General features: G+C 63.5%; 25 protein-coding genes. 15 read left to right on the top strand and 10 right to left on the bottom strand.

All coding sequences use genetic code 11. The features are described from left to right. The first annotated feature begins 43 nt into the window (after positions 1–43). On the top strand, positions 44–412 hold the full coding sequence (locus tag PSEMAI1_RS0113825; protein WP_024303453.1) for a hypothetical protein: 369 nt from the start codon (positions 44–46) through the stop codon (positions 410–412). A 192-nt stretch (positions 413–604) separates the two neighbouring features. Here the strand turns inward: PSEMAI1_RS0113825 and PSEMAI1_RS0113820 are convergent, their stop codons facing one another. Then, complete coding sequence (locus tag PSEMAI1_RS0113820) at positions 605–793, bottom strand: hypothetical protein (protein ID WP_156943142.1); 189 nt, start codon at positions 791–793, stop codon at positions 605–607. A gap of 284 nt (positions 794–1,077) precedes the next feature. On the opposite strand from PSEMAI1_RS0113820, the gene PSEMAI1_RS0113815 reads away from it, so the two are divergent. From PSEMAI1_RS0113815 to PSEMAI1_RS0113780, 10 genes are all read left to right on the top strand, one after another. Beyond that, a complete protein-coding gene (locus PSEMAI1_RS0113815; protein WP_051460226.1) occupies positions 1,078–1,284 on the top strand; it encodes a hypothetical protein in 207 nt (68 codons plus the stop codon). A gap of 165 nt (positions 1,285–1,449) precedes the next feature. Further along, entirely contained in the window at positions 1,450–1,728 is a 279-nt protein-coding gene (locus PSEMAI1_RS0113810) for a DUF5676 family membrane protein (RefSeq protein ID WP_024303450.1), read from the top strand. 40 nt (positions 1,729–1,768) lie between these two features. After that, positions 1,769–2,218 (top strand): hypothetical protein, encoded by a 450-nt coding sequence (locus tag PSEMAI1_RS0113805; RefSeq protein ID WP_024303449.1) that lies wholly within the window; start codon positions 1,769–1,771, stop codon positions 2,216–2,218. 71 nt (positions 2,219–2,289) lie between these two features. Then, complete coding sequence (locus tag PSEMAI1_RS0113800) at positions 2,290–4,650, top strand: heavy metal translocating P-type ATPase (protein ID WP_024303448.1); 2,361 nt, start codon at positions 2,290–2,292, stop codon at positions 4,648–4,650. 51 nt (positions 4,651–4,701) lie between these two features. Further along, positions 4,702–4,920: a hypothetical protein gene (locus PSEMAI1_RS0113795; RefSeq protein ID WP_024303447.1), complete on the top strand. Its 219-nt coding sequence runs from the start codon at positions 4,702–4,704 to the stop codon at positions 4,918–4,920. A gap of 104 nt (positions 4,921–5,024) precedes the next feature. After that, positions 5,025–5,339, top strand: a complete 315-nt coding sequence (locus PSEMAI1_RS22535) for a YHS domain-containing protein (protein ID WP_084612700.1) — start codon at positions 5,025–5,027, stop codon at positions 5,337–5,339. Positions 5,340–5,480: 141 nt separating this feature from the next. Next, positions 5,481–5,681 (top strand): DUF2933 domain-containing protein, encoded by a 201-nt coding sequence (locus PSEMAI1_RS21395; RefSeq protein ID WP_304412739.1) that lies wholly within the window; start codon positions 5,481–5,483, stop codon positions 5,679–5,681. After that, positions 5,678–6,346: an isoprenylcysteine carboxylmethyltransferase family protein gene (locus PSEMAI1_RS0113790; protein ID WP_024303446.1), complete on the top strand. Its 669-nt coding sequence runs from the start codon at positions 5,678–5,680 to the stop codon at positions 6,344–6,346. Before PSEMAI1_RS21395 ends, PSEMAI1_RS0113790 begins: the two co-directional genes overlap by 4 nt. 85 nt (positions 6,347–6,431) lie before the next feature. After that, positions 6,432–8,099 (top strand): SulP family inorganic anion transporter, encoded by a 1,668-nt coding sequence (locus tag PSEMAI1_RS0113785; protein ID WP_024303445.1) that lies wholly within the window; start codon positions 6,432–6,434, stop codon positions 8,097–8,099. A gap of 220 nt (positions 8,100–8,319) precedes the next feature. After that, entirely contained in the window at positions 8,320–8,931 is a 612-nt protein-coding gene (locus PSEMAI1_RS0113780) for a YitT family protein (protein ID WP_024303444.1), read from the top strand. A gap of 164 nt (positions 8,932–9,095) precedes the next feature. Here the strand turns inward: PSEMAI1_RS0113780 and PSEMAI1_RS0113775 are convergent, their stop codons facing one another. Both PSEMAI1_RS0113775 and norV read right to left on the bottom strand, forming a co-directional pair. Next, positions 9,096–10,211, bottom strand: coding sequence for an FAD-dependent oxidoreductase (locus PSEMAI1_RS0113775; protein WP_024303443.1), 1,116 nt, complete (start codon positions 10,209–10,211; stop codon positions 9,096–9,098). 23 nt (positions 10,212–10,234) lie between these two features. Continuing rightward, a complete protein-coding gene (norV, locus tag PSEMAI1_RS0113770; protein ID WP_024303442.1) occupies positions 10,235–11,629 on the bottom strand; it encodes an anaerobic nitric oxide reductase flavorubredoxin in 1,395 nt (464 codons plus the stop codon). A gap of 203 nt (positions 11,630–11,832) precedes the next feature. Here norV and PSEMAI1_RS0113765 point away from each other — a divergent pair, with 203 nt between their 5' ends. Then, positions 11,833–12,342 (top strand): Rrf2 family transcriptional regulator, encoded by a 510-nt coding sequence (locus PSEMAI1_RS0113765; protein ID WP_255327053.1) that lies wholly within the window; start codon positions 11,833–11,835, stop codon positions 12,340–12,342. A gap of 24 nt (positions 12,343–12,366) precedes the next feature. On the opposite strand, the gene PSEMAI1_RS0113760 is transcribed toward PSEMAI1_RS0113765, so the two are convergent. Next, positions 12,367–13,281 (bottom strand): LysR family transcriptional regulator, encoded by a 915-nt coding sequence (locus PSEMAI1_RS0113760; RefSeq protein WP_024303440.1) that lies wholly within the window; start codon positions 13,279–13,281, stop codon positions 12,367–12,369. Between the two features lie 115 nt (positions 13,282–13,396). On the opposite strand from PSEMAI1_RS0113760, the gene PSEMAI1_RS0113755 reads away from it, so the two are divergent. Then, positions 13,397–14,668: an MFS transporter gene (locus PSEMAI1_RS0113755; protein ID WP_024303439.1), complete on the top strand. Its 1,272-nt coding sequence runs from the start codon at positions 13,397–13,399 to the stop codon at positions 14,666–14,668. A 184-nt stretch (positions 14,669–14,852) separates the two neighbouring features. Here the strand turns inward: PSEMAI1_RS0113755 and PSEMAI1_RS0113750 are convergent, their stop codons facing one another. Further along, positions 14,853–16,127: a TIGR03862 family flavoprotein gene (locus tag PSEMAI1_RS0113750; RefSeq protein WP_024303438.1), complete on the bottom strand. Its 1,275-nt coding sequence runs from the start codon at positions 16,125–16,127 to the stop codon at positions 14,853–14,855. A gap of 332 nt (positions 16,128–16,459) precedes the next feature. Beyond that, a complete protein-coding gene (locus PSEMAI1_RS0113745) occupies positions 16,460–17,080 on the bottom strand; it encodes a glutathione S-transferase family protein (protein ID WP_024303437.1) in 621 nt (206 codons plus the stop codon). Between the two features lie 229 nt (positions 17,081–17,309). On the opposite strand from PSEMAI1_RS0113745, the gene PSEMAI1_RS0113740 reads away from it, so the two are divergent. After that, positions 17,310–17,948: a LysE family translocator gene (locus PSEMAI1_RS0113740; protein ID WP_024303436.1), complete on the top strand. Its 639-nt coding sequence runs from the start codon at positions 17,310–17,312 to the stop codon at positions 17,946–17,948. 98 nt (positions 17,949–18,046) lie between these two features. Here PSEMAI1_RS0113740 and PSEMAI1_RS0113735 read toward each other — a convergent pair whose 3' ends face one another. Further along, entirely contained in the window at positions 18,047–20,341 is a 2,295-nt protein-coding gene (locus PSEMAI1_RS0113735; protein WP_024303435.1) for a YgiQ family radical SAM protein, read from the bottom strand. Positions 20,342–20,611: 270 nt separating this feature from the next. Here PSEMAI1_RS0113735 and PSEMAI1_RS0113730 point away from each other — a divergent pair, with 270 nt between their 5' ends. Beyond that, a complete protein-coding gene (locus PSEMAI1_RS0113730) occupies positions 20,612–22,297 on the top strand; it encodes a glutamine--tRNA ligase/YqeY domain fusion protein (RefSeq protein WP_024303434.1) in 1,686 nt (561 codons plus the stop codon). A gap of 71 nt (positions 22,298–22,368) precedes the next feature. Here the strand turns inward: PSEMAI1_RS0113730 and PSEMAI1_RS0113725 are convergent, their stop codons facing one another. The 3 genes from PSEMAI1_RS0113725 to cysS all read right to left on the bottom strand — a co-directional run bounded on the left by PSEMAI1_RS0113725 (position 22,369) and on the right by cysS (position 26,029). Then, positions 22,369–24,018 carry a glycosyltransferase family 39 protein gene (locus PSEMAI1_RS0113725; protein ID WP_024303433.1) on the bottom strand — a complete coding sequence of 550 codons (1,650 nt, stop codon included), beginning with the start codon at positions 24,016–24,018 and terminating at the stop codon, positions 22,369–22,371. 139 nt (positions 24,019–24,157) lie between these two features. After that, the gene (rpmE, locus tag PSEMAI1_RS0113720; RefSeq protein WP_024303432.1) at positions 24,158–24,373 is read right to left on the bottom strand and encodes a 50S ribosomal protein L31; all 216 of its coding nucleotides are present in this window, start codon (positions 24,371–24,373) and stop codon (positions 24,158–24,160) included. Positions 24,374–24,655: 282 nt separating this feature from the next. Continuing rightward, positions 24,656–26,029, bottom strand: a complete 1,374-nt coding sequence (gene cysS, locus PSEMAI1_RS0113715) for a cysteine--tRNA ligase (protein ID WP_024303431.1) — start codon at positions 26,027–26,029, stop codon at positions 24,656–24,658. Positions 26,030–26,044 lie beyond the last annotated feature (15 nt).

The raw sequence follows: 26,044 nt of genomic DNA, 5'->3' as shown, positions 1-26,044 counted from the left end.
CCGGGTGACAGCCCGGGGCACATGCCCCCGAAAGGAAAACACCATGAAAAAACTGCTGATTGCCGCCTCGCTCGCGCTGTCCACCGGCCTCGCCTTCGCCGACGGCGCACTCAAGCCGCAACAGGGCGGCGTGATGGCCGAGGCCCAGTCGGGTCATCGCGTCGAACTGGTCGCCGAAGCGGACCAGCTGGCCGTCTACCTGACCGACCACGGCGGCAAGCCGGTCGCAAGCCAGGGCGTCAGCGGCGAAGTCACGCTGCTGGTCGGCACGGAGAAGACCACGGCCAAGCTGGAGGCGGCCGGCGGCAACAAGCTGACGACCAAGGCCAAGGCGGCCGCCGGGGCCAAGGCCATCGTCAAGATTACGCTGCCGGGCAAGGCCACCGAGCAGGTGCGCCTGACGCTGAAGTAAGGTGCCGGCGGGATGGCGCTGAGGTTGCGTTAAGGCAAGAGGGGAGAGCGGGCCTGCCTCTGTAAGGGCTGTGCACGATGCCTTCCCTCAAGCGCCATTTTTCAGTCTTTATGGAATGCCATTAGTCCATTTGGGTATCCGCTCGGCTTGCCCCATGCTTGACCTGTATCGAAACACTCGACATTGGGCTGGCTATACTGAAAATATCGCTTTTTTAGGTACTTCGTTGTGCACAGCTTCGGCAAACACCTCAACCTGCTTTGCCGCCTTGCTCTGGCGGTGTGGGTGTTTGCGTTTGTCCTGGGTGCGAGCCAGGGCTGCTTGAGTCTGTCCAGTGAAATAGGTAGAGCCGATCCTCTCGGCCTTGCCGTTGCGCAACATAACGTTCGTCCTGATGCCTCCCCGCATCATGAGGTGTGCGTCCAGGCCTGTGTCCAGGCCACTACCTTTATGCCTCAATCAGGCAGCTTGCCCTCATTTGACCTTGGCCATGCTGCGGCAGTGACTGTTCTACCCATTATCCTGTTCCTCGTCTCCCTCCCTCTCGCGCCAATCCTCGTTGGCCAGCCCTTGCGCGCTCCTTCACAGCCACCAGCTTTCCTGCAGTTTTTACGTCTCAACAATTAGCAGCGCCTACCGAGCGTCAACAGGCGATGCAGGCGCAAATGCAGGCCATGACCGATGTGATGGCCATGATGAAGCCGATGCATGCAGGGGCGGATTGCCCGGCTAAGGGCAAAGCCAAATCCGGCAAACCATCCAGCAGGGACGATCGCATGAAGATGATGGACATGATGATGCAGAAGATGCATCAGCAAACATCCATGATGTCGAGGCCAATGGGGCCGATGGGTGGCGATGCCAAGGAGTGAGTGATGCAGCGCAGACAATTTCTGACTGCCATCAGCAGTCTTGTGGTGATGGGTGCCGCCTAGGCCAAGGTTTGGGCCGGAGCGATGTCCATTCCCTGACGCAAAACGTCGGCAGTGAAGGTTTGCGCCGGCGTTCAATCCCTCGGGATGGAAAAGGAGACGGTCATGAGCAACAACCAGCCTTGGAAAACCGGCCTGGCTCTGGCCTTGGCCATAGCTGTCGTCTATTTTGTGTGCGCCATTCTCTACGGGCTATGGCCGGAAAAGGGAATCGATTTCCTCAACGCACTGTTTCACGGCCTCGACTTCCACAAACTGGCCACCCCGGTGCCGTTTACCTTCTCGATGTTCCTGTACCCGCTCTTGGTTCTGATGGTGTGGGGGTTCTTGGTGGGGACGATATTCGCCTGGCTGCATGACCTGCTGCACGGCAGACGTCGTTAAGCCAGTGGCAAAACTTTCGCTAGGTAGAAAGGAGCAAGCCATGAAAATGCTCATTTTAGGACTCGGCCTGTTGGCTTCCACTGCCGTTGCCGCTGAGAGCAACGGCGGCCAGCACCTGTTGCTGGGCAATGTCGACGTCTACTACGGCGTTATGCCAGCGGCACTGGTCAGCGCTCATCCGGAATCCCATTCCGAGAACGCCATGCATGGAGGTACGCCACCGAGCAAATACAGCTATCACCTGTTGGTTGCCTTGTTTGACCACACGACCAAACAACGTATTACCAATGCGCGGGTGACTGCCTCGGTTGAGGAGGTCGGGCTGGCAAGCACTCAAAAGAAACTGGAGCCCATGCAGATCGGCCGTACGACCAGCTACGGGGCCTACTTCTACATGCGTAGCGCAGGACCGTACCGCGTGACCTTGCAAGTGACTCAAGCTGGCAATCATCAGCCGCTGACCGGCCAGTTTGAATACCGGCCTCAATAAATGGGCGTGCATTCGGTGCGGAAGCAACTGACGTATAACCTCTTGCCGTTGGCAGGACAAGGAGATGGCTCATGGCAAACGTGATCGACCCGGTCTGCGGCATGAAGGTGGACCCGAAGCAGGCGCAAGTAAGCCAAGTTTACCGTGGCCAGAAGTACTGGTTCTGCTCTGCCCGTTGTCAGCAAAAATTTGCGGCCGAGCCTGAGAAGTATGCAAACCAGCCCGTATTAGTCACCGCACCGGGTCAAGTAGCTGCCGTTGCACACCCGCATCACCACGCCGCAGCACCCATGGCAGCCGCCAAAACGGTCGGCAGCGGCGACAAGGCCAAGGACCCCATCTGCGGCATGATGGTAGAAAAAGCCACCGCGCTGAAATCGGAGCGGGGCGGTCGTACCTACTATTTCTGCAGCGATAGCTGCCTGCGTACCTTCGAATCCCCCGAGACGGAGTTGAAGGCGATGAAGGCGCGTGTCGCCATTGCCCTGACCGGAGTGTTGGCACTCGCAATACTGCGTGCCGGAGCCTTCATCGCACTTGCTGCCGGTGCCACGCTGCTGACGTGGGTGCCGATTCCAGCCTTGCCCTGGTTCACCTGGGGCATGTGGTTGTTCCTGCTGGTGACGCCGGTTCAGTTCATCGGTGGCTGGGGGTTCTACAAGGGGGCGTGGAACGCCATTCGCACCCACAACATCAACATGGATTTCCTGATCGCGCTGGGCACCTCAGTGGCCTACTTCTACAGCGTCGCCGTCCTGTTCTTTCCCGACGTGCTGCCGATCAAGGTGGCGGAGCGCGATGTGTACTTTGAGGTCTCGGCGGTCATCATCGCCTTCGTCTTGCTCGGCAAGTACATGGAGGAAATCATCAAGAAGAAATCGTCGGCAGCGGTGCGGCGACTGCTGGACCTCAAGCCGGCCACCGCTCACGTTCTGCGCGATGGCCAAGAGGTCGAGATTCCCGCCGAGAGCATCATGGTGGGCGAACTCGTGGTGGTGAAGCCGGGTGAAAAAATCCCGACCGACGGTGAAGTCACCGAAGGTGCATCGACGGTAGACGAGTCGATGCTCACCGGCGAATCGATGCCGGTCGAAAAGAGACCGGGCGCACCGGTCATCGGCGGGACGCTCAACCGCAGCGGCGTGTTCACCTTCAAGGCGACCAAGATTGGTGCCGATACCGCGCTGGCCCAGATCATCAAGATGGTGGAAGAGGCGCAGGCAAGCACGGCGCAGGTCCAGCGGTTGGCCGACACCGTCACCGGTTATTTCGTGCCGGCCGTGGTGGCCGTGGCACTGCTGGCATTCGTCGGCTGGTGGTTGGCTGGCAACTTCCCGCAAGGGTTGCTGGCTTTCATCGCGGTGCTGATTATTTCCTGCCCATGTGCCCTAGGCGTGGCGACGCCAGCCGCGCTGATGGTGGGAGTAGGCAAGGGTGCCGATGGCGGCATCCTGATCCGGGGCGGCGAGGTGCTGGAGCGGGCAGAAAAACTGAGCACGATCGTGTTTGATAAGACAGGCACGCTTACCCGCGGAGAACCCACGGTCACCGACGTGATCCCGTTCAACGGCAACACCGAGTCCTTGGTGCTGAGCGTGGCGGGTGCGGTGGAAAGCGGATCCGAGCATCCGTTGGGTGAGGCGATCGTTCGGGCGGCTCAGCACCGTGGCTTGTCTCTGCCAAAGGCAAGTGGCATCTCCGCTATTGCTGGTCATGGCATCCAGGGAACCGTCGATGGCCAACCGGTTTTTCTAGGTAATCGCCGACTCGCTGCGCAACGGAGCGTCCCGGTCGAGGAGGCGGAAGCAGTGCTGACTCACTTGGAGGCGGACGGCAAGACCGCCATGCTGGTTGGCATCGGGAACGCCCTCATCGGCGTCATCGCGGTCGCGGATACGCTGAAGCCGGAGGCCGTGGAAGTGGTCACGGCACTGAAGGCGCGCAACATCAAGGTGGTGCTGCTCACCGGGGACAACCGCCGCACCGCCGATGCCATCGCCAAACAGATCGGCATCGACCGCGTCATCGCCGAGGTATTGCCGGACGACAAGGTGAACGTGGTCCGCCAGCTTCAGAGCGAGGGGGAGGTGGTTGCCATGGTGGGTGACGGGGTGAATGATGCGCCGGCGCTGGCGACTGCCGACATTGGCATCGCGATCGGCTCCGGTTCGGACGTGGCCAAGGAAACCGGCGGCATCATCCTCATCAAGAACGACGTGCGTGATGTGATGGCCTCGATCCAGCTGTCCCGCGCCACGATGCGCAAGATCAAGCAGAACCTGTTCTGGGCCTTCATTTACAACAGCATTGGCATTCCGGTAGCCGCTTTGGGGTTCTTGAACCCGATCCTTGCGGCGGCAGCGATGGCGCTGAGCTCGTTGTCGGTCATTGTCAACTCGGCATTGCTCAAACGGGCGCGGATTGGACTCTAGTCTGATGCCGATCTCGTTGTTGGGAACAATCAACACAGGGAAGGGATAGCGATGAAACAACCGGTTTATTGGGTGTGTGCCGTTATTGCTGCCGCCGTGGCGGTTGGGATGTTTTATTTCTATGGCTTCTCGCTGCTCACGCTCGCCCTTGCGTTGGTGTTACTCAGTTGCCCGGTCGTCGTCTGGATGACTTTGCGCCTTGCCAAACGCAGTGAGGACGAAATCGCTGGCACGGTGAGCAAAGAGCATGAAGGGGGGAGAAAAGCATGAAATTAACTGCTATCTCATCGCCGTAAGGGTTCAAAAATAACAGTAAGCCAACCCATCACTCGTTGACTCGCTTTGCTCAATTTCGCTCGAAAAGGAAACATATCATGCAATGGCTATCAGATAACGCGATTTGGTTGTTGTTAGCAGTCGGCCTGGTTTTTCTAATGCGACGTGGAGGAATAATGGGGTGTGGCATGGGGGGACATAGGCATGGTGCTGGAGGTGGGCACTCACACCAGGAAAACTCCCCGCATGACCCAGTCACAGGTCGGCCCGTTGACAGAACCAAAGCGCTCACTTCGACATATCAAGGCCAAATGTATTTATTCGAATCGGAGAGTTCGCGCGCCGAATTCGAGAAAAACCCACAACAGTTTATACATGGCCAAACTCATCGCCATGGTGGTGGCTGCTGTTGAATGAGTTCCCTAGGACAAAGATGCTGTCATTCCGAATAATCGATTGGAATCATCGCAATGGAACCGATGCAGAAAAACGGACATGTGACACACCAGGACAGTGAGCATAGTCATTCCCGTGGACTACGAGGGAGTTGGGTCTTGTGGGGCTTTGTTGCTGTTGCCGCCTTCTTCCTGCTCTCCGAGCACCGCGCCCATTTATTCGGTTGGCTACCGTATCTGCTGCTACTGGCTTGTCCCCTGATGCATCTTTTCATGCATGGTGGCCACAATGGACATGGGGAAAGCCACGATGACAATAACCGTGCTTCCCCACGAGGAAACCGAGGAGAACAGAAATGAAAGACGCTCCTGCCTATGGCTTGTGGTCGCTGGTCCTCATCAATTCTCTAGTCTTTATCATCTTCGCCTTTAGCTTTGCGAAACCCCAGTCGAAGCGAGACTGGCGCTCCTTCAGCGCCTTCTCGGCATTCATCGTGGCGCTGTTTGCCGAGATGTACGGTTTCCCGTTGACGATCTATTTATTGTCCGGTTGGCTAAGCAGCAAGTTTCCAGACGTCAACTTCTTCGCCCACGATTCCGGCCACTTGCTCGAGATCATGTTCGGCTGGAGGTCGAATCCCCATTTTGGGCCGTTCCATCTGCTGAGCGCTCTGTTCATCGGCGGTGGATTCTGGCTGCTGGCGGCCTCATGGCAGGTTCTCTATCAGGCACAGCGCGCGCATCGCTTGGCCCTGACCGGCCCCTATGCTCGTGTGCGACATCCGCAGTACATCGGCTTCGTGCTGATCATGTTCGGCTTTCTGCTGCAGTGGCCGACGCTGCTGACACTGGTGATGTTCCCGATTCTGCTGGTTATGTATGTCCGCCTTGCCTTCCGCGAAGAGCGCGAAGTCGCTGCCGAATTCGGAGAAGAATATGAGCATTATCGACGGCATACCCCGCCGTTTTTCCCGAGGCTCGGTGCCCAAACGGCAGGGACCCGAGGGGATGTGGAACGCAGGTAACCACTACATCCCCCATCGCCCCTCTTGCATGCGATGGCCGTTCCCTCGTAGGCTGGTGCTCATGACAATTCGCTGAGCGCCCGCCATGTTGCATCTCCGCTTCCGCCCCCGCCTGATCGGTGCGCTCAAGGGTTACGACCGCGAGTTGTTCCGGCACGATCTGTTGGCCGGGTTGACGGTGGGCATCGTGGCGCTGCCGCTGGCGATGGCGTTTGCCATGGCCTCCGGCGTCACGCCGCAGGCGGGCATCTTCACCGCGGTCATCGCGGGCTTCCTGGGCTCGCTGCTGGGCGGGACGCGGTTCTCGATCACCGGGCCGACCGGCGCCTTCATCGTCATCATCTACGGCATCGTCGCCAAGTACGGCGTGGCCAACCTGCTGATCTGCACCTTCATGGCCGGGGTGATGCTGGTGCTGATGGGCGTGATGCGGCTGGGGCAGGTGATCAAGTTCTTTCCGATGCCGCTGATCACCGGCTTCACCAACGGCATCGCGGTGCTGATCTTTCTGACTCAGTTGAAGGATTTCTTCGGCTTGCCGGTGGAGCAAATGCCGGCGGGTTTCTTCGCCATCGTCGCCACGCTCAGGGAGCGGCTGGCCGATTTCGACGGCGCCACGCTCGCCGTGTCGGGCGCCTCGCTGGCACTGATCCTGCTGTGGCCCAAACGGCTCAACAAGCTGCTGCCGTCGCCGTTCGTGGCGCTGTTGCTGGCCACTGTCACCGTGGCGCTGTTCGATCTGCCGGTGGCGACCATCGGCAGCAAGTTCGGCGGCATCCCGCAAGGGCTGCCGGCATTCGAGGGGCTGTCGCTCGACGTGGCCACGCTGTCCGAACTGCTGACGCCGGCCTTCACCATCGCGCTGCTCGGCGCCATCGAATCGCTGCTGTGCGCCGTGGTGGCCGACAGCCTGACCGGCGACAAGCACGACGCCAACCAGGAGCTGATCGCGCAGGGCATTGCCAACATGGTGGTGCCGTTCTTCGGCGGCATCCCGGCCACCGGCGCCCTGGCGCGCACCGCCACCAATATCAGCAACGGAGGGCGCACGCCGGTCTCCGGCATGGTGCACGCGGCGCTGCTGTTGCTGGTGATCCTGGCCGCAGCGCCGCTGGCGTCCTATATCCCGCTGGCGGTGCTGGCGGCGATCCTGGTCGCGGTGGCCTTGAAGATGGGCGACTGGGACATTCGTAAGGCGGGGCAGTTTCCCCGCCGCGATACCGCGGTGCTGGTGGTGACCTTCCTGCTCACCGTCGCCTTCGACCTGACCATTGCCGTGGAGATCGGTTTGTTGATGTCGGCGGTGTTCTTCATCCAGAGCATGGCGCGCAACACCAGTGTGCAGAGGCTGCGGCCGGAGCATGCGCAGCTGTTCGAGCGTCATTCCATCGCCGGCAAGCAGGTGCCGGAGGGGTGCGCGGCGTTCCGGGTGGAGGGGGCGCTGTTCTTCGGCGCCGCCGACACGGTGGAGCGCCTGCTGCACGATGCACCGGACGCGCGCGTGGTGATCCTGCAATTGCACCGGCTGGTGCTGCTCGATACCACCGGGCTGCTGGCCCTGTCCGCCTTGCAACAAAGATTGGCGGAAGAACGCCGCACGCTGATCCTGTGCGGGGCCGGCGCCGAGGTGATGGATCTGCTGGTCGGTTCCAAACTCGCGGCCGAGATGGGTGAGCGTAACATCCAGCCGGATCTCACCACGGCGCTATGGCGGGCGGAGGAGCTGCTGACGAGCGGGGTGGTGTGGGCGTAGTAGTGCCTATTGTTGGTGTGTTCTTGTGATTTTGTGCTTCACATTTTTGATTTGAAGCAATTAATTCTGTAAATTCGACGCGATCGGGGTGCTGCCGAGAAGTTGCTGGTGTAGACTTGCGCCTGCCGTCGTGAGGACGTGTCCTGTGTCTTTCCGCCGTGGGGCGGGCGACGGTGGCCGGCAGGCTGTTCTGCCATTTGCAAGCATTCAAGGATTCATCATGCGGCACCCGGAGCGCGTGGCGCGGCACACCCTGTTCGAAGACGTGCAGGCGATCGTGATCGGCACCTTGTTCATTTCCCTCGGCGTCGCGCTGTTCGCCCAGGCCAAGCTGCTCACCGGCGGCACCGCCGGCCTGGCCTTCCTGATCCACTACGCCACGCCGTTCAGCTTTGGCCAGGTGTTCTTCGTCATCAACCTGCCGTTCTATTACCTCGCCATCAAGCGCATGGGCTGGGGCTTTACCATCAAAACCTTCTGCGCGGTGCTGCTGCTGTCGCTGTTCTCGGAACTGCAATCGCATTTCGTGCATTTCGACGGGCTCAACCCGTTCTATGCCGGCGTGGTCGGCGGCTTGCTGATGGGGGCGGGTTTCCTGATGCTGTTCCGCCACCGGGCGAGCCTGGGCGGTATCAACATCGTCACGCTCTACCTGCAGGACAAGTACGGCATCCGCGCCGGCAAGCTGCAGATGGCGATCGACGTCTGCATCGTGACGGCGGCGCTGTGGGTGGTGCACCCGCTGGCCGTCGTGGTGTCGGTGCTGGGCGCGGTGGCGCTCAACCTGATCCTGGCCGTCAACCACAAGCCGGGACGTTACCTGGCGATGTGAGGCGGTCACGCACAAGGCCGTCTCCCTTCCGGCCTTGCTGCCCGTAACCGGCGCCCGTTCATGATCGGCCATCGCTGGCGGATCCTGCGCGGGAACGGGGCCGAAAACCCGCATCGGCTCGATTCGGGTTCCGTCTTTTCACCTCCTTGCTTCTCGCTGGCCCATCAGCGTGCCAGGCTGGGCAGCAGGCTGAAGCCGTTGCGGCTACCGGTGGTCACGTAGCCGACCAGCTTGCTGCCGCGATGGGCGAGCGCGGTCAGCCCGTCTTCCCCCTCGCTGATCTGCCAATCGAGGGCGTTGCCCTGGGTGACCCCGGCCAGCTGGATGGGGTAGCGCGGCGTTTTCACCGCCACCGGCAGGGGGCCGAAACGGACCGGTGTCGGTGTGCCGGCCAGCGTGCGGGCCAGCGCATTGGCCGACAGCGTGATCGGCTGCAGGTAGGGCAGGATCTGCCCCTCGATTTCGGCGCAGTCCCCCAGGGCATAGACGTGGGGTTGCGAGGTGCGCAGGTAGGCGTCGACGACGATGCCGCGCCGTGTCTCCAGCCCGCCCGCCAGCTCCCGCCGCGGTTTCAGGCCCGCCGCACAGACGATGGCATCCACCGCCAGCGTGTCGCCGCCGCTCAGCGTCACGCGGTAGCCCCGAGCGGCCCGATCGACCCGTTCCACCCCGGTCCCGAAGCGCAGCGTGACCTGTCCCATGGCGTGGTGCAGGCGCTGGCTGACGACGTCGGGCACCAGCCGCTCCAGCAAGCGGCTGCCGATGTCCACCAGTGTGACGCGCTTGTGCTGGGCGATGTCGTGGGCGATTTCGGTACCGATCAGGCCACCCCCGATGACCAGCACGTGCTCACTCTGATTGAGCTTGTCGAGATACCGCCGGTACTGCTCCAGGTTGTTCAAGGTCAGGATGTCCTGCGCCCCGTCGCCGCCGATGGGGGGCACGAATGGCTCGGCCCCCACCGCCAGGACCAGGTTGCTGTACGGAATCTGCACCTCCCCCGCCAAGACCTTTTGGGCGACAAAGTCGATGGCGCTGACCCGGGTGTGGGGCCTTACCATCACCTTCAATTCGGCAGCCATGCCGGTGGCACTGTTCTGGACCAACTGCGCGGCACTGGTCTGATGGCCAAAGCCGTGGCTCAACTGCGGCTTGGGGTAGTGCTCGCCACCATCCTCGGTGAGAACGACGACCGGCGTGGTGGCATCGTGCTGGCGGAACGCTCGGGCCAGGGTGTAGCCGGCATGGCCGCTGCCGATGATGACAAGAGGCTTTTTCATCGCATTTCTCCTGGGGCGGTCGGTTACGCGGGAACAAAGTCGCTTTTGCCCATGAAGCACACCGGGCAGAGGAAGGTCTCGGGGACGTCCTGCCAGGCCGTTCCGGCCGCGACCCCCTGGGCCGCTTCCCCCTGTTGCGGATCGTAAATCCACGAGCAGGTCTTGCAGCGCATCTTGCCGCTGCACGAACACGCTGCGGTGGCCTCCGCCGTGTTCTGCCCCGTCTTGCCCAGTTGTTCGATGATGGCCTCGCCAAACCGCACCGCCTGGGTGAGGGCATCGTCGGTCGGACGCCACTCGGCGGCGATGCCCGGATTGAGGACACGGAAACCGGCGTCGTCCAGGCGCCTGGCGATGCGTTCTACCGCGCCGCCACTCCAGCCGTGGGTGCCGAAGGCGGCCGCCGCCTTGTTCTTGAAGCGCAGGCCGGTCATCTCCTCGAGCAGGGCGGCGACGTGGGGCAGCATCACGTTGTTGACGGTCGGGCTGCCGACCAGGATGGCCTTGGACTTGAACACGTGGGTGAGGACGTCGTTCTTGTCGCTGTTGGAGAGGTTGAACAGCTTGATCACGACCTCCTGGTCGGCCTTGCGGATGCCTTCGGCAATCGCCTCGGCCATCATGCGGGTGCCGTTCCACATGGTGTCGTAGACCAGGGTGATCTGGTTCTCCTGGTAATCATCGGCCCACTTCAGGTACTGCTCGACGATCTGGGTCGGCTTGTCGCGCCAGATGATGCCGTGGCTGGTGGCGATCATGTCGATCGGCAGGTTCAGCGCCAGGACCTCGTGGATCTTCTGGGTCACCAGCGGGCTGAACGGGGTCAGGATATTGGCGTAATACTTGATGCACTCCTCGTGCAGTTCGACCGGGTCGCACAGGTCGTTGAACATCTGGGCGCTGGCATAGTGCTGGCCGAACGCATCGTTGCTGAACAGCACGGCGTCGCCGGTCAGATAGGTGGCCATGCTGTCCGGCCAGTGCAGCATCGGCATCTCGACAAACACCAGTTGCTTGCCGTTGCCGAGGTCGAGGCTGTCCCCGGTTTTGACGATGCGGAAATTCCAGTCCTGGTGATAGTGGCCGCGCAGCGATTTGGCCCCGTTGGCGGTGCAGTAGATCGGGGTGTCCGGGATGCGCGCCATCAGCGCCGGCAAGGCGCCGCTGTGATCGATCTCGCCGTGGTTGGCGATGATGTAGTCGATGGCGCCGAGGTCGACCTCCTTGGCCAGATTGGCGACGAATTCTTCGGCGTAAGGCGCCCAGACGGTATCGATCAGCGCGATTTTTTCTTCCTTGATCAGGTAGCTGTTGTAGCTGGAACCGCGGTGGGTGCTGTATTCGCTGCCGTGAAATTCACGCAGCTCCCAATCCTGTTTGCCAACCCAGCGGATGTTGTTCTTGACGGTGAAAGCCATGGCAGAGAGCTCCTTGAGGTGTAAGATTCGTATGAAATGAATCTTATACCTCATAACATTCACCGTAAATGAATCTTATGAGTTATCATGGATTCGCTTGAGGTACATCAAGAGCGGGCTGTTGCCGCGCCCTGTATGTCTATATCGTATGCCTGAATCAAGCTGGCTCCTGCTGTCGGGGTGTCGACGGCAAGATAGAATGCATGTTCGAATCCCACCGAGCGTGCCTGTTTGAACAAACCCATGGATCTGTCCCGACCGTGCGACTGACGGCTTTTACCGACTACTGCCTGCGCGTGATGATGTACAGCGCGCTGGCGGGCGAGCGCCTGGTGACGATCAACGAGATCGCCCAGGCGTACGGCATTTCCGCCAGCCATCTGACCAAGGTGGTGTTTTTTCTCGGCCAGCACGGCTATCTCACGACGGTGCGCGGCAAAGGAGGAGGGATGCGCCTGGCGGACGATCCGCAGCAGATCAACCTCGGCAAGCTGGTGCGTACGGCCGAGGCCGACAACGTGCTGGTCGAGTGTTTCGATCCACTACATTCCCAGTGCCGGATCGCCTCGGCGTGCCGCCTGATGAGCGTGCTGCATGCGGCACAGGAAGCCTTTTATGGCGAATTGTCACACCATACCCTGGCCGACCTTCTCGTCAAGCCGGCAGGGCTCGGACGGGCATTGGGCATCGAAATCCGGCTAGTTTCCGATTGAGGAAACCGGCGAAGCAACGACGCGTCATGTGTCTTCCTTGATCGGCCCCGCTTCTTTCCGGCTATGTAGACACTCCAGAAAACCGGCCAGCAGCGGCGTGACGGGGCCGGGGCGCGTCGCCAGCCCCAGCGACAGGTACGCTCCCTCGTCGCTGATCGGCACGTAGCGCACCCCCTTCATCTGTACGCACTCCAGCGGCGAGGGCAGTAGCGCCACGCCGAGACCTGCCGCCACCAGGCCGATCTGGGTGGTGGCTTCCCGCGCTTCCTGCACGATCCTGGGTTCGAAACCGGCCGCCAGGCAGAGCTGGCGGACCTGCACGTTGAGCCCGGTGCCGGCACCGGCCGGGTAGATGATGAAACTCTCGTCGCGCAACTGTTCCAGCGATGCCCTTGGTTGCGAGGCCAGGGGGTGGCGGGCGTTGATCACCAGCCGCAGCGGGTCGCGGTGGATTTCGTGCAGCACCAGATCGGGCGGGTTTTCCTTGCCGTGGAAACGGACGAAGCCGACGTCCAGCCGTTCTTCGCGCAGGGCTTCGAACTGGTGGGCGGTGAACATCTCGCGCAACGTCAGCTGCACCTGCGGGTAGTGGCGGCGGTAGTCGGAGACCAGCCCCGGCAGCAGGCTGGTGAACGGCAGCGAGGAGGTGAAGCCGATGCGCAGCTCGCCCACCTCGCCGCGGGCGGCACGGCGCGCGTCGTCGGCAGCCTGTTCGACCTCGGCCAGGATGCGCCGGGCATGCTGCAGGTAGCGCTCTCCGGCATCGGTCAGCGCCACGCGGCGCTTGCTGCGCTCGAACAGGGCGACGCCCAGTTGTTCCTCCAGCGCGCGGATCTGCTGGCTCAAGGGCGGCTGGGCGATGTGCAGGCGCAAGGCGGCACGGGTGAAGTTGAGCTCCTCGGCCACGACGACGAAGTAACGTAGGTGACGCAGTTCCACGTGATATCTTTTACGTATTAATCAACGATTAAATATATATTGGACTGGCGGTTTGTCCAGTCCTAGCATTCGGTTATCCAGCCCCACGCCGTGGGCCGCTAGCCGAGTATTGATCATGTCTTCCGACGCCTTAGCCGTACCCCGTCCCACCCCCGTCACCTTTCCCGCCCCTGCGTCCGCCCCCGCACACGAACGCCTGCGCGCCGGCACTCCGGCTTTCCGCCGCACCAGCTGGGGCATGTTCTTCGGCGGCTTCGCCACCTTTTCTGCCTTGTACGGCCCGCAGCCGCTGATGCCGATGTTCTCGCACGACTTCGGCCTGTCGCCGGCGGCAGCCAGCGGCGTGGTGTCGGCGGCGACCGGGGCACTGGCCTTGGCGCTGATCCCGATGAGCCTGCTGGCCGACCGCTACGGCCGCAAGCCGGTGATGAACCTCTCGCTCGGCCTGGCCGCGCTGCTGACGCTGCTGGCGGCGTTCGCCCACAGCTTCGGCCAGCTGTTGCTGCTGCGCACCCTGATGGGGATCGCGCTGGCCGGCATCCCGGCGGTGGCGATGGCCTATCTGAGCGAGGAGATCGAGCCGAGCTCGCTGGGGCAGTCGATGGGGCTGTACATCGCCGGCAACGCCCTGGGCGGCATGTGCGGGCGCTTCTTTCTGACCCTGATGAGCGAGTGGACCGGCTGGCGCGAGGCGGTGGCGGTGCTGGGTTTGTTCGGGCTGGTGTCGGCGGTGGTGTTCTGGCGCTGCCTACCGGAGTCGCGTCATTTCCGTCCGGCACGGCTGGCGCTGGGCGAGGTGCGCGGCAACCTGCGCCTGCACCTGTCCGACGACGGCTTGCCCTGGCTGTTTGCCACGGCCTTCCTGCTGATGGGCTGCTTTGTCAGCCTGTACAACTACCTCGGCTACCACCTGGCGCTGGCGCCGTTCAACTTGTCGCCGAGCGCGGTCGGCGCGGTGTTCCTGCTCTACGTGGTGGGGATGTGGAGCTCGGCCTGGGTGGGCCGGCTGGCCGATAGCCTGGGGCGGCGCAACGTGCTGTGGATCATGGTGAGCCTGATGCTGGCCGGGCTGATGCTGACACTGGCGGGCTCCTTGTGGGTGGTGGTGCCCGGCATCGCCGTATTCACCTTCGGTTTCTTCGGCGCCCACTCGGTGGCGAGCAGCTGGATCGGCTGCCGCGCCAGCCGCGCCCGTGGTCTGGCCTCGGCGCTCTACCTGAGCTGCTACTACCTGGGAGGCAGCGGCCTGGGCTCGGCCTCGGGCCTGATGTGGAGCTGGGATGGTTGGTCCGGCGTGGTGCTGGTGCTGACTGCGGGTTTGTTGTCGTGTCTCGGCATTGCGCTGCGCCTGCGCCGCTTGGCGCCGCTGCCGAGCGCAGCCGGTTGAGTTTGTTTCTCCTCCTCTTGTTTCCGGTATTCGGTCCCGGTCGGTGCTTCAGCCCGGCCGGTTTTTTTTATGTCTTTTGTGGTTGATGCCTTCAGTGGGTCGCTGCCGGGGATGGGGTCGAGTCGTTGCCATCCCGGCTTCGGGGCTGCCGGGGCATCCTCGTCATGAAAGACCGCGAACGCGCCTAGTGCACCTGCAGCCACTCCCACACCCCCAGCCCGGCAGCGCGGCCGCTAGCGAAGCAGGCGGTGAGCAGGTAGCCGCCGGTGGGGGCTTCCCAGTCCAGCATCTCGCCGGCGCAGAACACGCCGGGCAGTTGGCGCAGCATCAGGTGCGCGTCGAGCGCGGCGAAGCTCACCCCGCCGCCGCTGCTGATGGCCTCGTCGAGCGGGCGCGGCGCGACCAGCGTGACCGGCAGAGCCTTGATCGCCGCCGCCAGCCGCTGCGGGTCGTTCATCGTGTCCTTGTCCAGGCATTCCCTCAGCAGACCCATCTTGACACCTTTCAGACCGACGCGGCTCTGCAGGTGGCTCGACAGCGAGCGCGAACCGCGCGGGTGAGCCACTTCCTCGGTCACGCGCGCCAGGTCCTTGCCCGGCGCCAGATCGAGATGGATGGTGGCGCTGCCGTGCGCGGCGATGGCGTCGCGCAGCGCGGCGGAGAAGGCGTAGATCAGGCTGCCTTCGACGCCGCCCTCGGTGACGACGAATTCACCCTGCTTGCGCGACACGCTGCCGTCCGCGCCGGTGAAACTCAGCGCCACCGATTTGAGCGGCTCGCCGGCGAAGCGGGTGCGGAAGTGTTCGCTCCAGCCGACGTCGAAACCGCAATTGGACGGCACCAGCGGGGCGACTTCGACGCCGCGTTCGGCCAAGACCGGCAGCCATGCGCCGTCCGAGCCCAGCTTGGCCCAACTGCCGCCGCCCAGCGCCAGCAGCACGGCATCGGCGTGCACGGCCTTCTCGCCATCCGGCGTGCTCATCAGCAAGCCGCCGTCGTCGCTCCAGCCCTGCCAGCGGTGGCGTACGTGGATGCGCACGCCGGCTTCGCGCAGTCGTTGCAGCCAGGCGCGCAGCAGTGGGGCCGCCTTCATCGCGGTGGGAAACACCCGGCCGGACGAGCCGACGAAGGTCTCGATGCCGAGCCCGTGCACCCATTCGCGCAGCTGTTGCCCTCCGAAGCTTTGCAGCAGTGGCCTCAGTTGCTCGCTGCGCGCGCCGTAGCGCGACAGGAAGGGCTCGGCCGGTTCGGAGTGAGTGATGTTCATGCCGCCGACTCCGGCCAGCAGGAACTTGCGCCCGACCGAGGGCATGGCGTCGTACACGTCCACTTGCACGCCGTGCTGACTCAGCACCTCGGCCGCCATCAGCCCGGCCGGTCCGCCGCCGACGATGGCGACGCGGTGCTTTGATGGAGTGTCGGAGGAGGTGGTCGGGATGGAGCGGGGGTGATCGGTCATGGTCGGTTCCTGCGGGCGGCTCGTGGCGTGGTGGGGCTACCGCGCCGCTAATGTCTTGTTTTGGCAGGCGAAGGCAACCGTTGCCGGGCACCCTGCCGCGAGAGGGGCTGATTGTCACAGAAACCCCGGCAAAACCCAAGCGGGGGGCTCGCCGGCCATGGCGGCGTGTGGGTATCGCCGAGGGCCAGCTGCCGGTCATGGGGTTGCAAAATTCAGGCGGACCATAGATTTGTTTGGTGAAAAGCGGGGAGACGAGGGGGCGTAGCGCTATCGGGATTCCGCTGAACGGCACCCCACCCCGGCCGCCTGGCGGGGCGGGCTCGCGGCAACGCTCAGGAGAGCGGCAGTTGCAGCGCTTCCGCACTGGCCGGGCGGGCGCGCAAGGCGGTGTACCAGCGCTCCAGCTCCGGGCGGGGCGTGCGTTCCAGCGGCAGGTTGAGCCAGAGATGCACGCTGCAGCCGAGCGCGATGTCGGCCATGGTGAAGCGCTCACCCGTCAGCCAAGTCCGGCCGGCCAGATGCTGGTCGAGCAGCCCGGCCAGGCGGTCGGTCTTTGCGCGGGCAGATTCGATCGCTTCCTGATTGCGCTGCTCGGGTGCCACGCGCAGCAGGTTGTAGATCGCCGGCACCAGGGCTGGGTTGAACACCGTGGCCTGCCAGTCCATCCAGCGATCGGCATCGGCGCGCTGCTGCAGATCGTCCGGATAAAGGCTGCCGTGGCCGTATTTGGCGGCCAGATAGCGCACGATGGCGTTCGACTCCCACAGGGTGAAGCCGTCGTCGTCGATCAGCGGAATGGTGCCGTTCGGGTTGCGCGCCAGGAATTCCGGTGTGTCGAGCCCGCCGAACGGGCCGCCGGCGTCGATGCGCTCGAACGGCAGCCCCAGTTCCGCCGCGCACCACACCACCTTCTTGACGTTGAGCGAATTGAGCCGTCCCCAGATTTTCAGCATGCTGGTGTCCTTGAGTGGTAGAGCAGCCATTGTAGCCCGAAACCATCGGGGCGGCTTCGGGCGAGGGTTCAGGTGCGCTGCTTGCCCTGTGCCGTGATGACGAAGTTGCCGTACGTCAGCTTTTTGTCATGGGGCCTTGTGTGGCATGCTGGAGGGCATGGGTGCAACAGCCCCGTATCGCCACCTTTCAGGACGCCTGCCGTTTGGGCGTCGATCCGAGGAGTTACCGATGGTTCCCGTTCCCGATCTCTTGCTCTTTGCCGGTGCCTCCCTGCTGATGGTGCTGACGCCGGGGCCGAACATGATCTACCTGATTTCGCGTTCGATCTGCCAGGGGCGCCAGGCCGGAGTGATTTCCCTGTTCGGAGTGGTGGCTGGCTTTCTGGTCCACATGCTGACCGCTGCTCTGGGATTGTCCGCGCTGTTCCTGGCGGTGCCCTTTGTCTACGAGCTGCTCAAGTGGGCCGGAGCGCTGTATCTGCTTTGGCTCGCCTGGCAAGCCGTGAAGCCGGGGGCGCGCTCGCCGTTCGCGCCGCAGCCGCTCGCGGTGGACCCTGTGCCCAAGCTCTTCCTGATGGGCTTTCTCACCAATCTGCTCAATCCCAAGGTCGCGGTGTTCTATCTGTCGATCTTCCCGCAATTCGTGTCGCCAGAGCATGGCTCGGTGTTTGGGCAAAGCGTCACGCTGGGGCTCACGCAGATTGCGGTGAGCTTTTCGGTCAATCTGCTGATCGCGCTCAGTGCTGCCAGCATGGCGTCATGGTTCGTGCGCAACCCGCTGTGGCTGGCGGTGCAACGCTACCTGATGGGCTTCGTGCTGGGGGCGCTGGCGTTGCGTCTGGCGCTCGAGCACCGTCGCAGCGTCTAGTCGTTTTGGGCAACCGGATGTAGCCGGACCGAAGCCCAAAGTGTAAACGGCAAAAAGCCCCGCATATGAATCATGCGGGGCTTTTGTCATATCTGGTCTCAGCGTCGACCGCGCGGCTTGGCGTTACCACCGCTTGCTGCCGCCTGGCGCGAGGCCGGCTTGGCCGTGGGTTTTCCGCCCGGTTTGGCCGCCGTGCTCGCGGCCGGTTTGCCGCGCCCTGCCGGGGCACGGCCGCGTGGCGGCGCATCCTGGAAGCGCTGCGTCGGGTGGTGCGCGGTGCGCGCCACGTTGAAGCGCTTGCCCTTGTCCTCGCTGCCCTTGGGCGGCACAGGCGGGATCAGCTGGTGCTTGCCGTAGCCGATCAGGTCCTGGCGGCCCATATTGTTCAGCGCCTCGTACAGGATATGCCAGTTATCCGGGTGGTGATAGCGCAGGAAGGCCTTGTGCAGCTTGCGGCGGTAGCCGTCGCGCACCACGTCGACCTTTTCCGAACTGCGCGCCAGGCGCTTGAGCGGGTTGCGCCGGGTGTGCCACATGGTGGTGGCCATGGCCATCGGCGTCGGGGTGAAGGTCTGCACCTGATCGAGGCGGAAGTTGTTCTTCTTCAGCCACAGCGCCAGGTTCATCATGTCCTCGTCGCTGGTACCCGGGTGGGCGGCGATGAAGTAGGGGATCAGGTACTGTTCCTTGCCGGCCTGGCGGCTGAAGCGTTCGAACAGCTCCTTGAACTTGTCGTAGGCACCCATGCCCGGCTTCATCATCTTGGACAGCGGGCCTTCCTCGGTGTGCTCCGGGGCGATCTTCAGGTAGCCGCCGACGTGGTGCGTCACCAATTCCTTGATGTATTCCGGCGAGCGCACCGCCAGGTCGTAGCGCAACCCGGACTGGATGTTGATCTTCTTGATGCCCGGCAGCGCGCGTGCCTTGCGGTAGAGCTGGATCAGGTGGCTGTGGTCGGTGTTGAGGTTCTCGCAGATGTCCGGGTAGACGCAGGACAGCTTGCGACAGGACGTCTCGATCTTCTTGTCCTTGCAGGCGAGCCGGTACATGTTGGCGGTGGGGCCGCCCAGGTCCGAGATGTGGCCGGTGAAGCCGTCGGTCTTGTCGCGGATCTCCTCGAGCTCCTTCAGGATCGATTCTTCCGAACGGCTCTGGATGATGCGGCCCTCGTGCTCGGTGATCGAGCAGAAGGTACAGCCGCCGAAGCAGCCGCGCATGATGTTGACCGAGTACTTGATCATCTCCCACGCCGGAATGTGCGCCTTGCCGTAGGACGGGTGCGGATTGCGCGCGTAGGGCAGGCCGTAGACGTGGTCCATCTCCTCGGTGGTGAGCGGGATCGGCGGCGGGTTGAGCCACACGTCGCGCTCGCCGTGCAATTGCACCAGGGCGCGGGCGTTGCCGGGGTTGGATTCGAGATGCAGGATGCGGCTGGCGTGGGCGTACAGCACCGGGTCGTGTGCCACCGCCTCGTAGGCGGGAATCCGTACCACGGTCTTGGCGCGCTGCGCCTTGCGCGCCGCCACGCGTTCCAGTACCGGCATGAACTGGATCGGCTGGGCGGCGGCGGGGTCCTTGTCCTTGCCGCTGGCACAGGCGGCTTCTTCCTTCTCCGGCACCATCTCGTACGGGTTCTGGTGCGGCTCGACCTTGCCCGGCTGGTCCAGCGTGGTGGAGTCCATCACCTGCCAGTCTTCCCCCGGCAGCCAGCCGTGCGGCGCCAGGAAGGCGGTGCCGCGCACGTCGCGGATCTCGCTCAACTTCTCGCCGGCGGCGGCGCGGTGCGCCACTTCCACCAGCGCGCGCTCGGCGTTGCCGAACAGCAGCAGGTCGGCCTTGGAGGTCACCAGCACCGACTGGCGCACCTTGTCGCTCCAGTAGTCGTAGTGGGCGATGCGGCGCAGGCTGGCCTCGATGCTGCCGATCATCACGCCGACGCCGGGGTAGGCCTCGCGGCAGCGCTGCGCGTACACCGTCACCGCGCGGTCCGGGCGCTTGTTCGGCTCGGCGTGCGGGGTGTAGGCGTCGTCCGAGCGCGGTTTGCGGTCGGCGGTGTAGCGGTTGATCATCGAGTCCATGTTGCCGGCGGTGACGCCGAAGAACAGGTTGGGACGGCCCAGCTCGCGGAAGGCGTCGGCCGAGTGCCAGTCGGGCTGCGAGATGATGCCGACGCGGAAGCCCTGTGCCTCCAGCAGGCGCCCGACCAGCGCCATGCCGAAGCTCGGGTGGTCGATGTAGCAGTCGCCGGTGACGATGATGATGTCGCAGGAATCCCAGCCCAGCTCGTTCATTTCGGCACGGGTCATCGGCAGGAACGGCGCGGTGCCGAAGCGCTGGGCCCAGAATTTGCGGTAGGAGGTGATCGGTTTTACGGGGGCGGAAAGGGTGGTCATGGTACGTGCGATTATTCGGTTGACGCGCATTGTGCCAGATTTTGCCCACGCCGATCAGTAAATTTGATTGTTTTTCAAGGGCATAACCCCAGATTCAGGCGGGTTTTTCGGTGCGGCGGCGGGGTGGAGCGGGGGGCGTCCGCGGCGTGAGGCAGGGCGGCGGGTGGATGGGCTCGTATCCACACGACAACCCGGGTGCGTTCGGAATATTGACCGCAAATCGGGTACAATCGGGCCATTGAATCAACCGAACCGCTAGACATTCATCACATGAGTACGGAAAACAACGCGCCCGTTGTCAGCAACTTCATCCGCAACATCATCGACGAGGACCTGGCCTCGGGCAAGCACACCGCCATCGTGACCCGCTTCCCGCCGGAGCCGAACGGCTACCTGCACGTCGGTCACGCCAAGTCGATCTGCCTGAACTTCGGTCTGGCCGAAGACTACCAGGGCAAGTGCAACCTGCGCATGGACGACACCAACCCGGAGAAGGAATCCGACGAGTACGTGCAGTCGATCAAGGACAGCGTGTCCTGGCTGGGTTTCAAGTGGGACGGCGAAGTGCGTTACGCCTCCGATTATTTCCAGCAGCTGTACGACTATGCCGTCGAGCTGATCAAGGCCGGCAAGGCCTTCGTCTGCGACCTCAACGCCGAGGAAATGCGCGCCTATCGCGGCAGCCTGACCGAGCCGGGCAAGAACAGTCCGTACCGCGACCGCAGCGTCGAGGAAAACCTCGACCTGTTCACGCGGATGAAGAACGGCGAGTTCCCGGACGGCAGCAAGACGCTGCGCCTGAAGATCGACATGAGCTCGGGCAACGTCAACATGCGCGACCCGGTGATCTACCGCATCCGCCGCGCCCATCACCATCGTACCGGCGACACGTGGTGCATCTACCCGATGTACGACTACACCCACTGCATTTCCGATGCCATCGAGGGCATCACCCACTCGCTGTGCACGCTGGAGTTCGAGGACCACCGCCCGCTGTACGACTGGGTGCTCGACAACATCAGCATCGGCTGCCATCCGCGCCAGTACGAGTTCTCGCGCCTGGAACTGCTGTACGCGCTGACCTCCAAGCGCAAGCTGCAGGCGCTGGTGAACGACGGACTGGTGACGGGCTGGGACGACCCGCGCATGCCCACCATCGAAGGCATGCGCCGCCGAGGCTTCAGCCCGGCCGGCATCCGCCTGTTCGCCCAGCGCATCGGCGTGTCGAAGGGCGAGAACATCATCGACATGAGCGTGCTGGAAGGCGCCGTGCGCGAGACGCTGGAAGCCGAGGCGCCGCGCGTGATGGCGGTGCTCGACCCGATCAAGGTGACGCTGACCAACTTCGAGGAAGGCGTCACCGCCAGCCGTACTGCTCCGTTCCACCCGCATCACCCGGAATTCGGCGAGCGCGAAGTGCCGATCTCGCGTGTGATCTACATCGAGCGCGACGACTTTGCCGAAGTGCCGCCGCCGAAGTGGCAGCGCCTCACCGCCGGCGGCGAGGTGCGGCTGCGTTACAGCTACGTGATCAAGTGCGACGAGGTGATCAAGGACGCCGATGGCAAGGTGGTCGAGCTCAAGTGTTCGATCGACCACGATACGCTGGGCAAGAATCCGGAAGGGCGCAAGGTCAAGGGCGTGATCCACTGGCTGTCGAGCGAGCACGCCATCGAGGCCGAGGTGCGGCTGTACGACCGCCTGTTCACCGAGCCGCGCCCGGACGCGGTGCGAGGCGACGATGGCGAATACGTCGACTTCCGCCAGTTCCTCAACCCGCATTCGCTCGAGAGCGTGACCGCCTACGTCGAGGACGTGGTGCTGCAGGCGGCGCCGGAAACGCGCTACCAGTTCGAGCGTCTCGGCTACTTCGTCACCGACCGCTACGAGCACCAGCCGGGCGTCAAGGCGGTGTTCAACCGCACGGTAGGGTTGAAGGACTCCTGGGCGAAATAAGCCTGGCTCCGGTTCTGATCGGCATGATGGCGGCCCTGCGGGGCCGCCGTTTTCATGCCGGACATCATCTCTTATTGGGGAGGAGGCCGGCGGAACAGGCCGAAAATCTCGCTCTTCTCGCGTGGCCGCTTGCCTTGCCAGACCATTTGCCAGCCGGGCTCCGCCAGGCCTTCGGCCGGGGTGCGGTTGACGAGGAGGTACTCGCAGGGAATAGGTTCACCAGGCGCGAACGGTGTCAGCGTCAGGCCTCCGTAGTACTGCCAGCTAAGCCGGGTCAGCAGATGGGAGCGCTCGGTCGCCACGCAGCGTGCATCGGCCGGCAGTGCGCGCATCATGCTCGTCACCACCGGGCGGTAGCTCTTGGCCGCGTCCAGCCACGGCAGCCACAGGCTCATCGCCAGGCCCCAGAACAGCGTGATGCCGGCCGCCCAGTTGGTGACGGCCTGCCGCCCGCGCAGGTTGCGACGCGTCACCGCCCATACCCAGACCAGCGTGGCGAACAGCGCGCACAGCGCCGCCAGCGCCGACACCGAGGGCTCGTAATAGGGACTGAAATACTTGGCACGCTGGGCCAGCTTTTCTGGCCAGCCGAAGTTCATCGCCGCCCAGCCGGCCCAGATCAGCAAGCCGAAAAAGCCGAAGGTCATCAGGCCGAACCAGTTCAGGAAGGCCGCGGCGCCGCGCTTGAGGGTATCGAGCTCGACCGCCGCCAGCATGGCCATCGGCAGCAGCATCGGCAGGGCATATTCCGAGCTCTGGCGAGTGGACAGGGTCAGCAGGATCATCACCACGCCGAAGAACATCAGCGGCAACTGCAGCACCGGCTTGTCGAGATGGCGGTGGCGGTACAGCGTCCATGCCGCCAGCGGCCAGGCCGGCCAGGTGTACCAGAGCGAAACCAGCGGGTAGTAGCCGAAATCGTGGAACACGCCCATGCGGCCGAAGCCGTTCAGCGGTCCCAGCGCATGGCCCTGCCACCAGGCGGCGAATACCGCCGGCTGGGCCTTGGCCAGCGCCATCGGCCAGATCAGCATCAGCGGCAGCGCCACCACCAGGGCCATGACGAGGGTGATCAGGTAGCGCGGGTTGCGCCAGGCGCTGAATGCCGGCAGCAGCACGGCGACCAGCCAGATCAGGGCCACTTCGAGCAGACTGGTCGACAGGAACACGGTCACCGTGGCCGCACCCAGCACGGCGCCGGCCAGCCCCGGCGAGCGCAGTGTCAGCACCAGCGCATAGAAGGCGGCGGCAAAGCCGGCAAAGCCGGCGACGACAGTGTTCAACTGGTGGCCGGTGGCGATCAGGCCGAGGCAGCCGATCAGGATCAGCACCACGCTGCGGCCGTGACGCCGGCCGATCAGTTCGCGTCCGGCCATGCCGGCCAGGGTCAGGGCGATGGCCATGAAGAACGGCGTGGCGAGCCGGGCGGCGTCGTGCAAGGGCAGGGCCCAGGGCGACAGCAGGCGGGCGAAGCCAGCGGCGACCCAGTAATACAGCGGCGGGGAGTCGAGGTAGGGCATGCCCTGGATCGACGGCAGCAGCCAGCGGCCGTGACGCAGCATGTCCTCGACCACGGCCAGCACGTAGGGTTCGTCCGGCTTCCACGGGTCATGACCGAGGATGCCGGGCCAGAGCCAGACGAAGGTCAGCAGCAGTAGCAGCCAGGGCTTCTCGGTGGGTTGGGCGAGGCGGGAGTCGGAGTCCGGGGTGTACGTCAGCATGCGGGAGAGGGGAGATGCGGTGAAAGGCGATAGCTTAGCGCCCATTTCATTAGGCGGCTACGTCAGGACATCAGAATGCAAAAAAGGCAGCTCGACGCTGCCTTTTTGTTTGCTACCCGAAGGGGCAATCCCGAAGCGCTTAGCGCTTGAAGAAGCTGCCGAACTTCTGGTTGAACTTGTCCACGCGGCCGGCGGTGTCGACGATCTTCTGCTTGCCGGTGTAGAACGGGTGGCACTGGGAGCAGACTTCGATCGCGAAGTTGTCTTTGGCCATGGTGGACTTGGTCACGAACTGGTTGCCGCAGGAGCAGGTCACGTTCACTTCGTGGTAATTCGGGTGAATATCGGTTTTCATCGTGGTTTCCTTTCAAATCGGGTACAGGGGTTTTGCCTGTACTGCTTGTCGAAACGCCCGATTATCCGCCCTTTGGCCAGACTTGACAAGCGCAAGGGGCGGTGTTTCAGCAAATGACGGGCTAGAGCTTGTGAAAGAAATCGTCCCTCCGGGATTCCCTGCGGTCATCGCTGCACCCCCAGGCTGGTTCGACCCAAGGAAGATCGGATGACTCAGCCGTACAAATGGTACGGCGAGCATCACAGGGCCAGGATGGGGGGCAACAGATTTATTTACAAGCTCTCAGGCGCGGCGCCAGGTGGTGCCCTGCGCCCCGTCCTCGAGGACCACCCCCTTGGCGGCCAGCTCGTCGCGGATACGGTCGCTCTCGGCCCAGTTCTTGGCGGCACGGGCTTCGCGACGGGCCTGGATCAGCGCTTCGATGTCGTCGGCGGACAGCTCTGCCCCGGCTGCGCCGCCCTGCAGGAACTCGAGCGGGTCGCGCTGCAGCAGGCCCAGCACGCCACTGAGCGCCTTCAGCAGGCCCGCCAGCACGGCCGACTCGCTGCGGTTCACTTCGCCCGCCAGGTCGAACAGCACGGCCATGGCCTCGACGGTGTTGAAGTCGTCGTCCATCGCTTCTCTGAAGCGGTGGGCGTAGTCGTTCTGTTCCCAGTCGATGGCGACGTCGGCCGGGGCGACGTTCTTCAGCGCGGTGTAGAGACGGGTCAGCGACTGCTTGGCGTCGTCCAGGTGCACGTCGGAGTAGTTGAGCGGGCTGCGGTAGTGGGCGCGCAGGATGAAGAAGCGCACCACCTCGGCGTCGTACTTTTCGAGTACTTCGCGGATGGTGAAGAAGTTGCCCAGGCTCTTCGACATCTTCTCGTTGTCGACACGGATGAAGCCGTTGTGCATCCAGTAATTGACGAAGTCGTGGTTGTGCGCACCTTCCGACTGGGCGATCTCGTTCTCGTGGTGCGGGAACTGCAGGTCGGCGCCGCCGCCGTGGATGTCGAAGTGCTCGCCCAGATGGTGTTCGCTCATCACCGAGCATTCGATGTGCCAGCCCGGACGGCCCGCGCCCCAGGGACTCGGCCAGGACGGTTCGCCCGGCTTGGCGGCCTTCCACAGTACGAAATCGAACGGATCGCGCTTGTTCGGGTCGACGTCGACGCGCTCGCCGGCGCGCAGGTCTTCCAGGCTCTTGCCGGAGAGCTTGCCGTAGCCGGGGAACTCGCGCACGGCGTAGTACACGTCGCCGTTCGGCGCGGGGTAGGCGCGGCCGTTGGCGATCAGCTTCTGGATCAGCGCGATCATGCCCGGCACGTGTTCGGTGGCGCGCGGTTCGTGGTCGGGACGGATGATGCCGAGCGCGCCGAAGTCTTCGTTCATGGCATCGATGAAGCGGGCGGTCAGGGCCTGGATCGATTCGCCGTTCTCGGCCGCGCGCTTGATGATCTTGTCGTCGATGTCGGTGATGTTGCGCACGTAGGTCAGGTCATAGCCGGAGGCGCGCAACCAGCGTGCCACCATGTCGAACACCACCACCATGCGGGCGTGACCGAGATGACAGTAGTCGTACACCGTCATGCCGCATACGTACATGCTGGCCTTGCCGGGGGTGATCGGTGTGAAGACTTCTTTCTGTCGGGTCAGGGTGTTGTAGAGGCTCAGCATGGTGGTCATAAACCT

Origin of the sequence: Pseudogulbenkiania sp. MAI-1, assembly GCF_000527175.1 — a bacterium.
Taxonomy (GTDB): Bacteria; Pseudomonadota; Gammaproteobacteria; order Burkholderiales; family Chromobacteriaceae; genus Pseudogulbenkiania.
The sequence above is the reverse complement of the archived record's forward strand: the minus strand, read 5'-3'. Positions and strand labels throughout refer to the sequence as shown.

What these genes read in the sequence shown, in the direction of transcription:
- PSEMAI1_RS0113825 (WP_024303453.1), top strand. Translation starts at nt 44, where the DNA reads ATGAAAAAACTGCTGATTGCCGCCTCGCTCGCGCTGTCCACCGGCCTC.
- PSEMAI1_RS0113820 (WP_156943142.1), bottom strand. Translation starts at nt 793, where the DNA reads ATGTTGCGCAACGGCAAGGCCGAGAGGATCGGCTCTACCTATTTCACT.
- PSEMAI1_RS0113815 (WP_051460226.1), top strand. Translation starts at nt 1,078, where the DNA reads ATGCAGGCCATGACCGATGTGATGGCCATGATGAAGCCGATGCATGCA.
- PSEMAI1_RS0113810 (WP_024303450.1), top strand. Translation starts at nt 1,450, where the DNA reads ATGAGCAACAACCAGCCTTGGAAAACCGGCCTGGCTCTGGCCTTGGCC.
- PSEMAI1_RS0113805 (WP_024303449.1), top strand. Translation starts at nt 1,769, where the DNA reads ATGAAAATGCTCATTTTAGGACTCGGCCTGTTGGCTTCCACTGCCGTT.
- PSEMAI1_RS0113800 (WP_024303448.1), top strand. Translation starts at nt 2,290, where the DNA reads ATGGCAAACGTGATCGACCCGGTCTGCGGCATGAAGGTGGACCCGAAG.
- PSEMAI1_RS0113795 (WP_024303447.1), top strand. Translation starts at nt 4,702, where the DNA reads ATGAAACAACCGGTTTATTGGGTGTGTGCCGTTATTGCTGCCGCCGTG.
- PSEMAI1_RS22535 (WP_084612700.1), top strand. Translation starts at nt 5,025, where the DNA reads ATGCAATGGCTATCAGATAACGCGATTTGGTTGTTGTTAGCAGTCGGC.
- PSEMAI1_RS0113790 (WP_024303446.1), top strand. Translation starts at nt 5,678, where the DNA reads ATGAAAGACGCTCCTGCCTATGGCTTGTGGTCGCTGGTCCTCATCAAT.
- PSEMAI1_RS0113785 (WP_024303445.1), top strand. Translation starts at nt 6,432, where the DNA reads ATGTTGCATCTCCGCTTCCGCCCCCGCCTGATCGGTGCGCTCAAGGGT.
- PSEMAI1_RS0113780 (WP_024303444.1), top strand. Translation starts at nt 8,320, where the DNA reads ATGCGGCACCCGGAGCGCGTGGCGCGGCACACCCTGTTCGAAGACGTG.
- PSEMAI1_RS0113775 (WP_024303443.1), bottom strand. Translation starts at nt 10,211, where the DNA reads ATGAAAAAGCCTCTTGTCATCATCGGCAGCGGCCATGCCGGCTACACC.
- norV (WP_024303442.1), bottom strand. Translation starts at nt 11,629, where the DNA reads ATGGCTTTCACCGTCAAGAACAACATCCGCTGGGTTGGCAAACAGGAT.
- PSEMAI1_RS0113765 (WP_255327053.1), top strand. Translation starts at nt 11,833, where the DNA reads ATGTTCGAATCCCACCGAGCGTGCCTGTTTGAACAAACCCATGGATCT.
- PSEMAI1_RS0113755 (WP_024303439.1), top strand. Translation starts at nt 13,397, where the DNA reads ATGTCTTCCGACGCCTTAGCCGTACCCCGTCCCACCCCCGTCACCTTT.
- PSEMAI1_RS0113750 (WP_024303438.1), bottom strand. Translation starts at nt 16,127, where the DNA reads ATGACCGATCACCCCCGCTCCATCCCGACCACCTCCTCCGACACTCCA.
- PSEMAI1_RS0113745 (WP_024303437.1), bottom strand. Translation starts at nt 17,080, where the DNA reads ATGCTGAAAATCTGGGGACGGCTCAATTCGCTCAACGTCAAGAAGGTG.
- PSEMAI1_RS0113740 (WP_024303436.1), top strand. Translation starts at nt 17,310, where the DNA reads ATGGTTCCCGTTCCCGATCTCTTGCTCTTTGCCGGTGCCTCCCTGCTG.
- PSEMAI1_RS0113735 (WP_024303435.1), bottom strand. Translation starts at nt 20,341, where the DNA reads ATGACCACCCTTTCCGCCCCCGTAAAACCGATCACCTCCTACCGCAAA.
- PSEMAI1_RS0113730 (WP_024303434.1), top strand. Translation starts at nt 20,612, where the DNA reads ATGAGTACGGAAAACAACGCGCCCGTTGTCAGCAACTTCATCCGCAAC.
- PSEMAI1_RS0113725 (WP_024303433.1), bottom strand. Translation starts at nt 24,018, where the DNA reads ATGCTGACGTACACCCCGGACTCCGACTCCCGCCTCGCCCAACCCACC.
- rpmE (WP_024303432.1), bottom strand. Translation starts at nt 24,373, where the DNA reads ATGAAAACCGATATTCACCCGAATTACCACGAAGTGAACGTGACCTGC.
- cysS (WP_024303431.1), bottom strand. Translation starts at nt 26,029, where the DNA reads ATGCTGAGCCTCTACAACACCCTGACCCGACAGAAAGAAGTCTTCACA.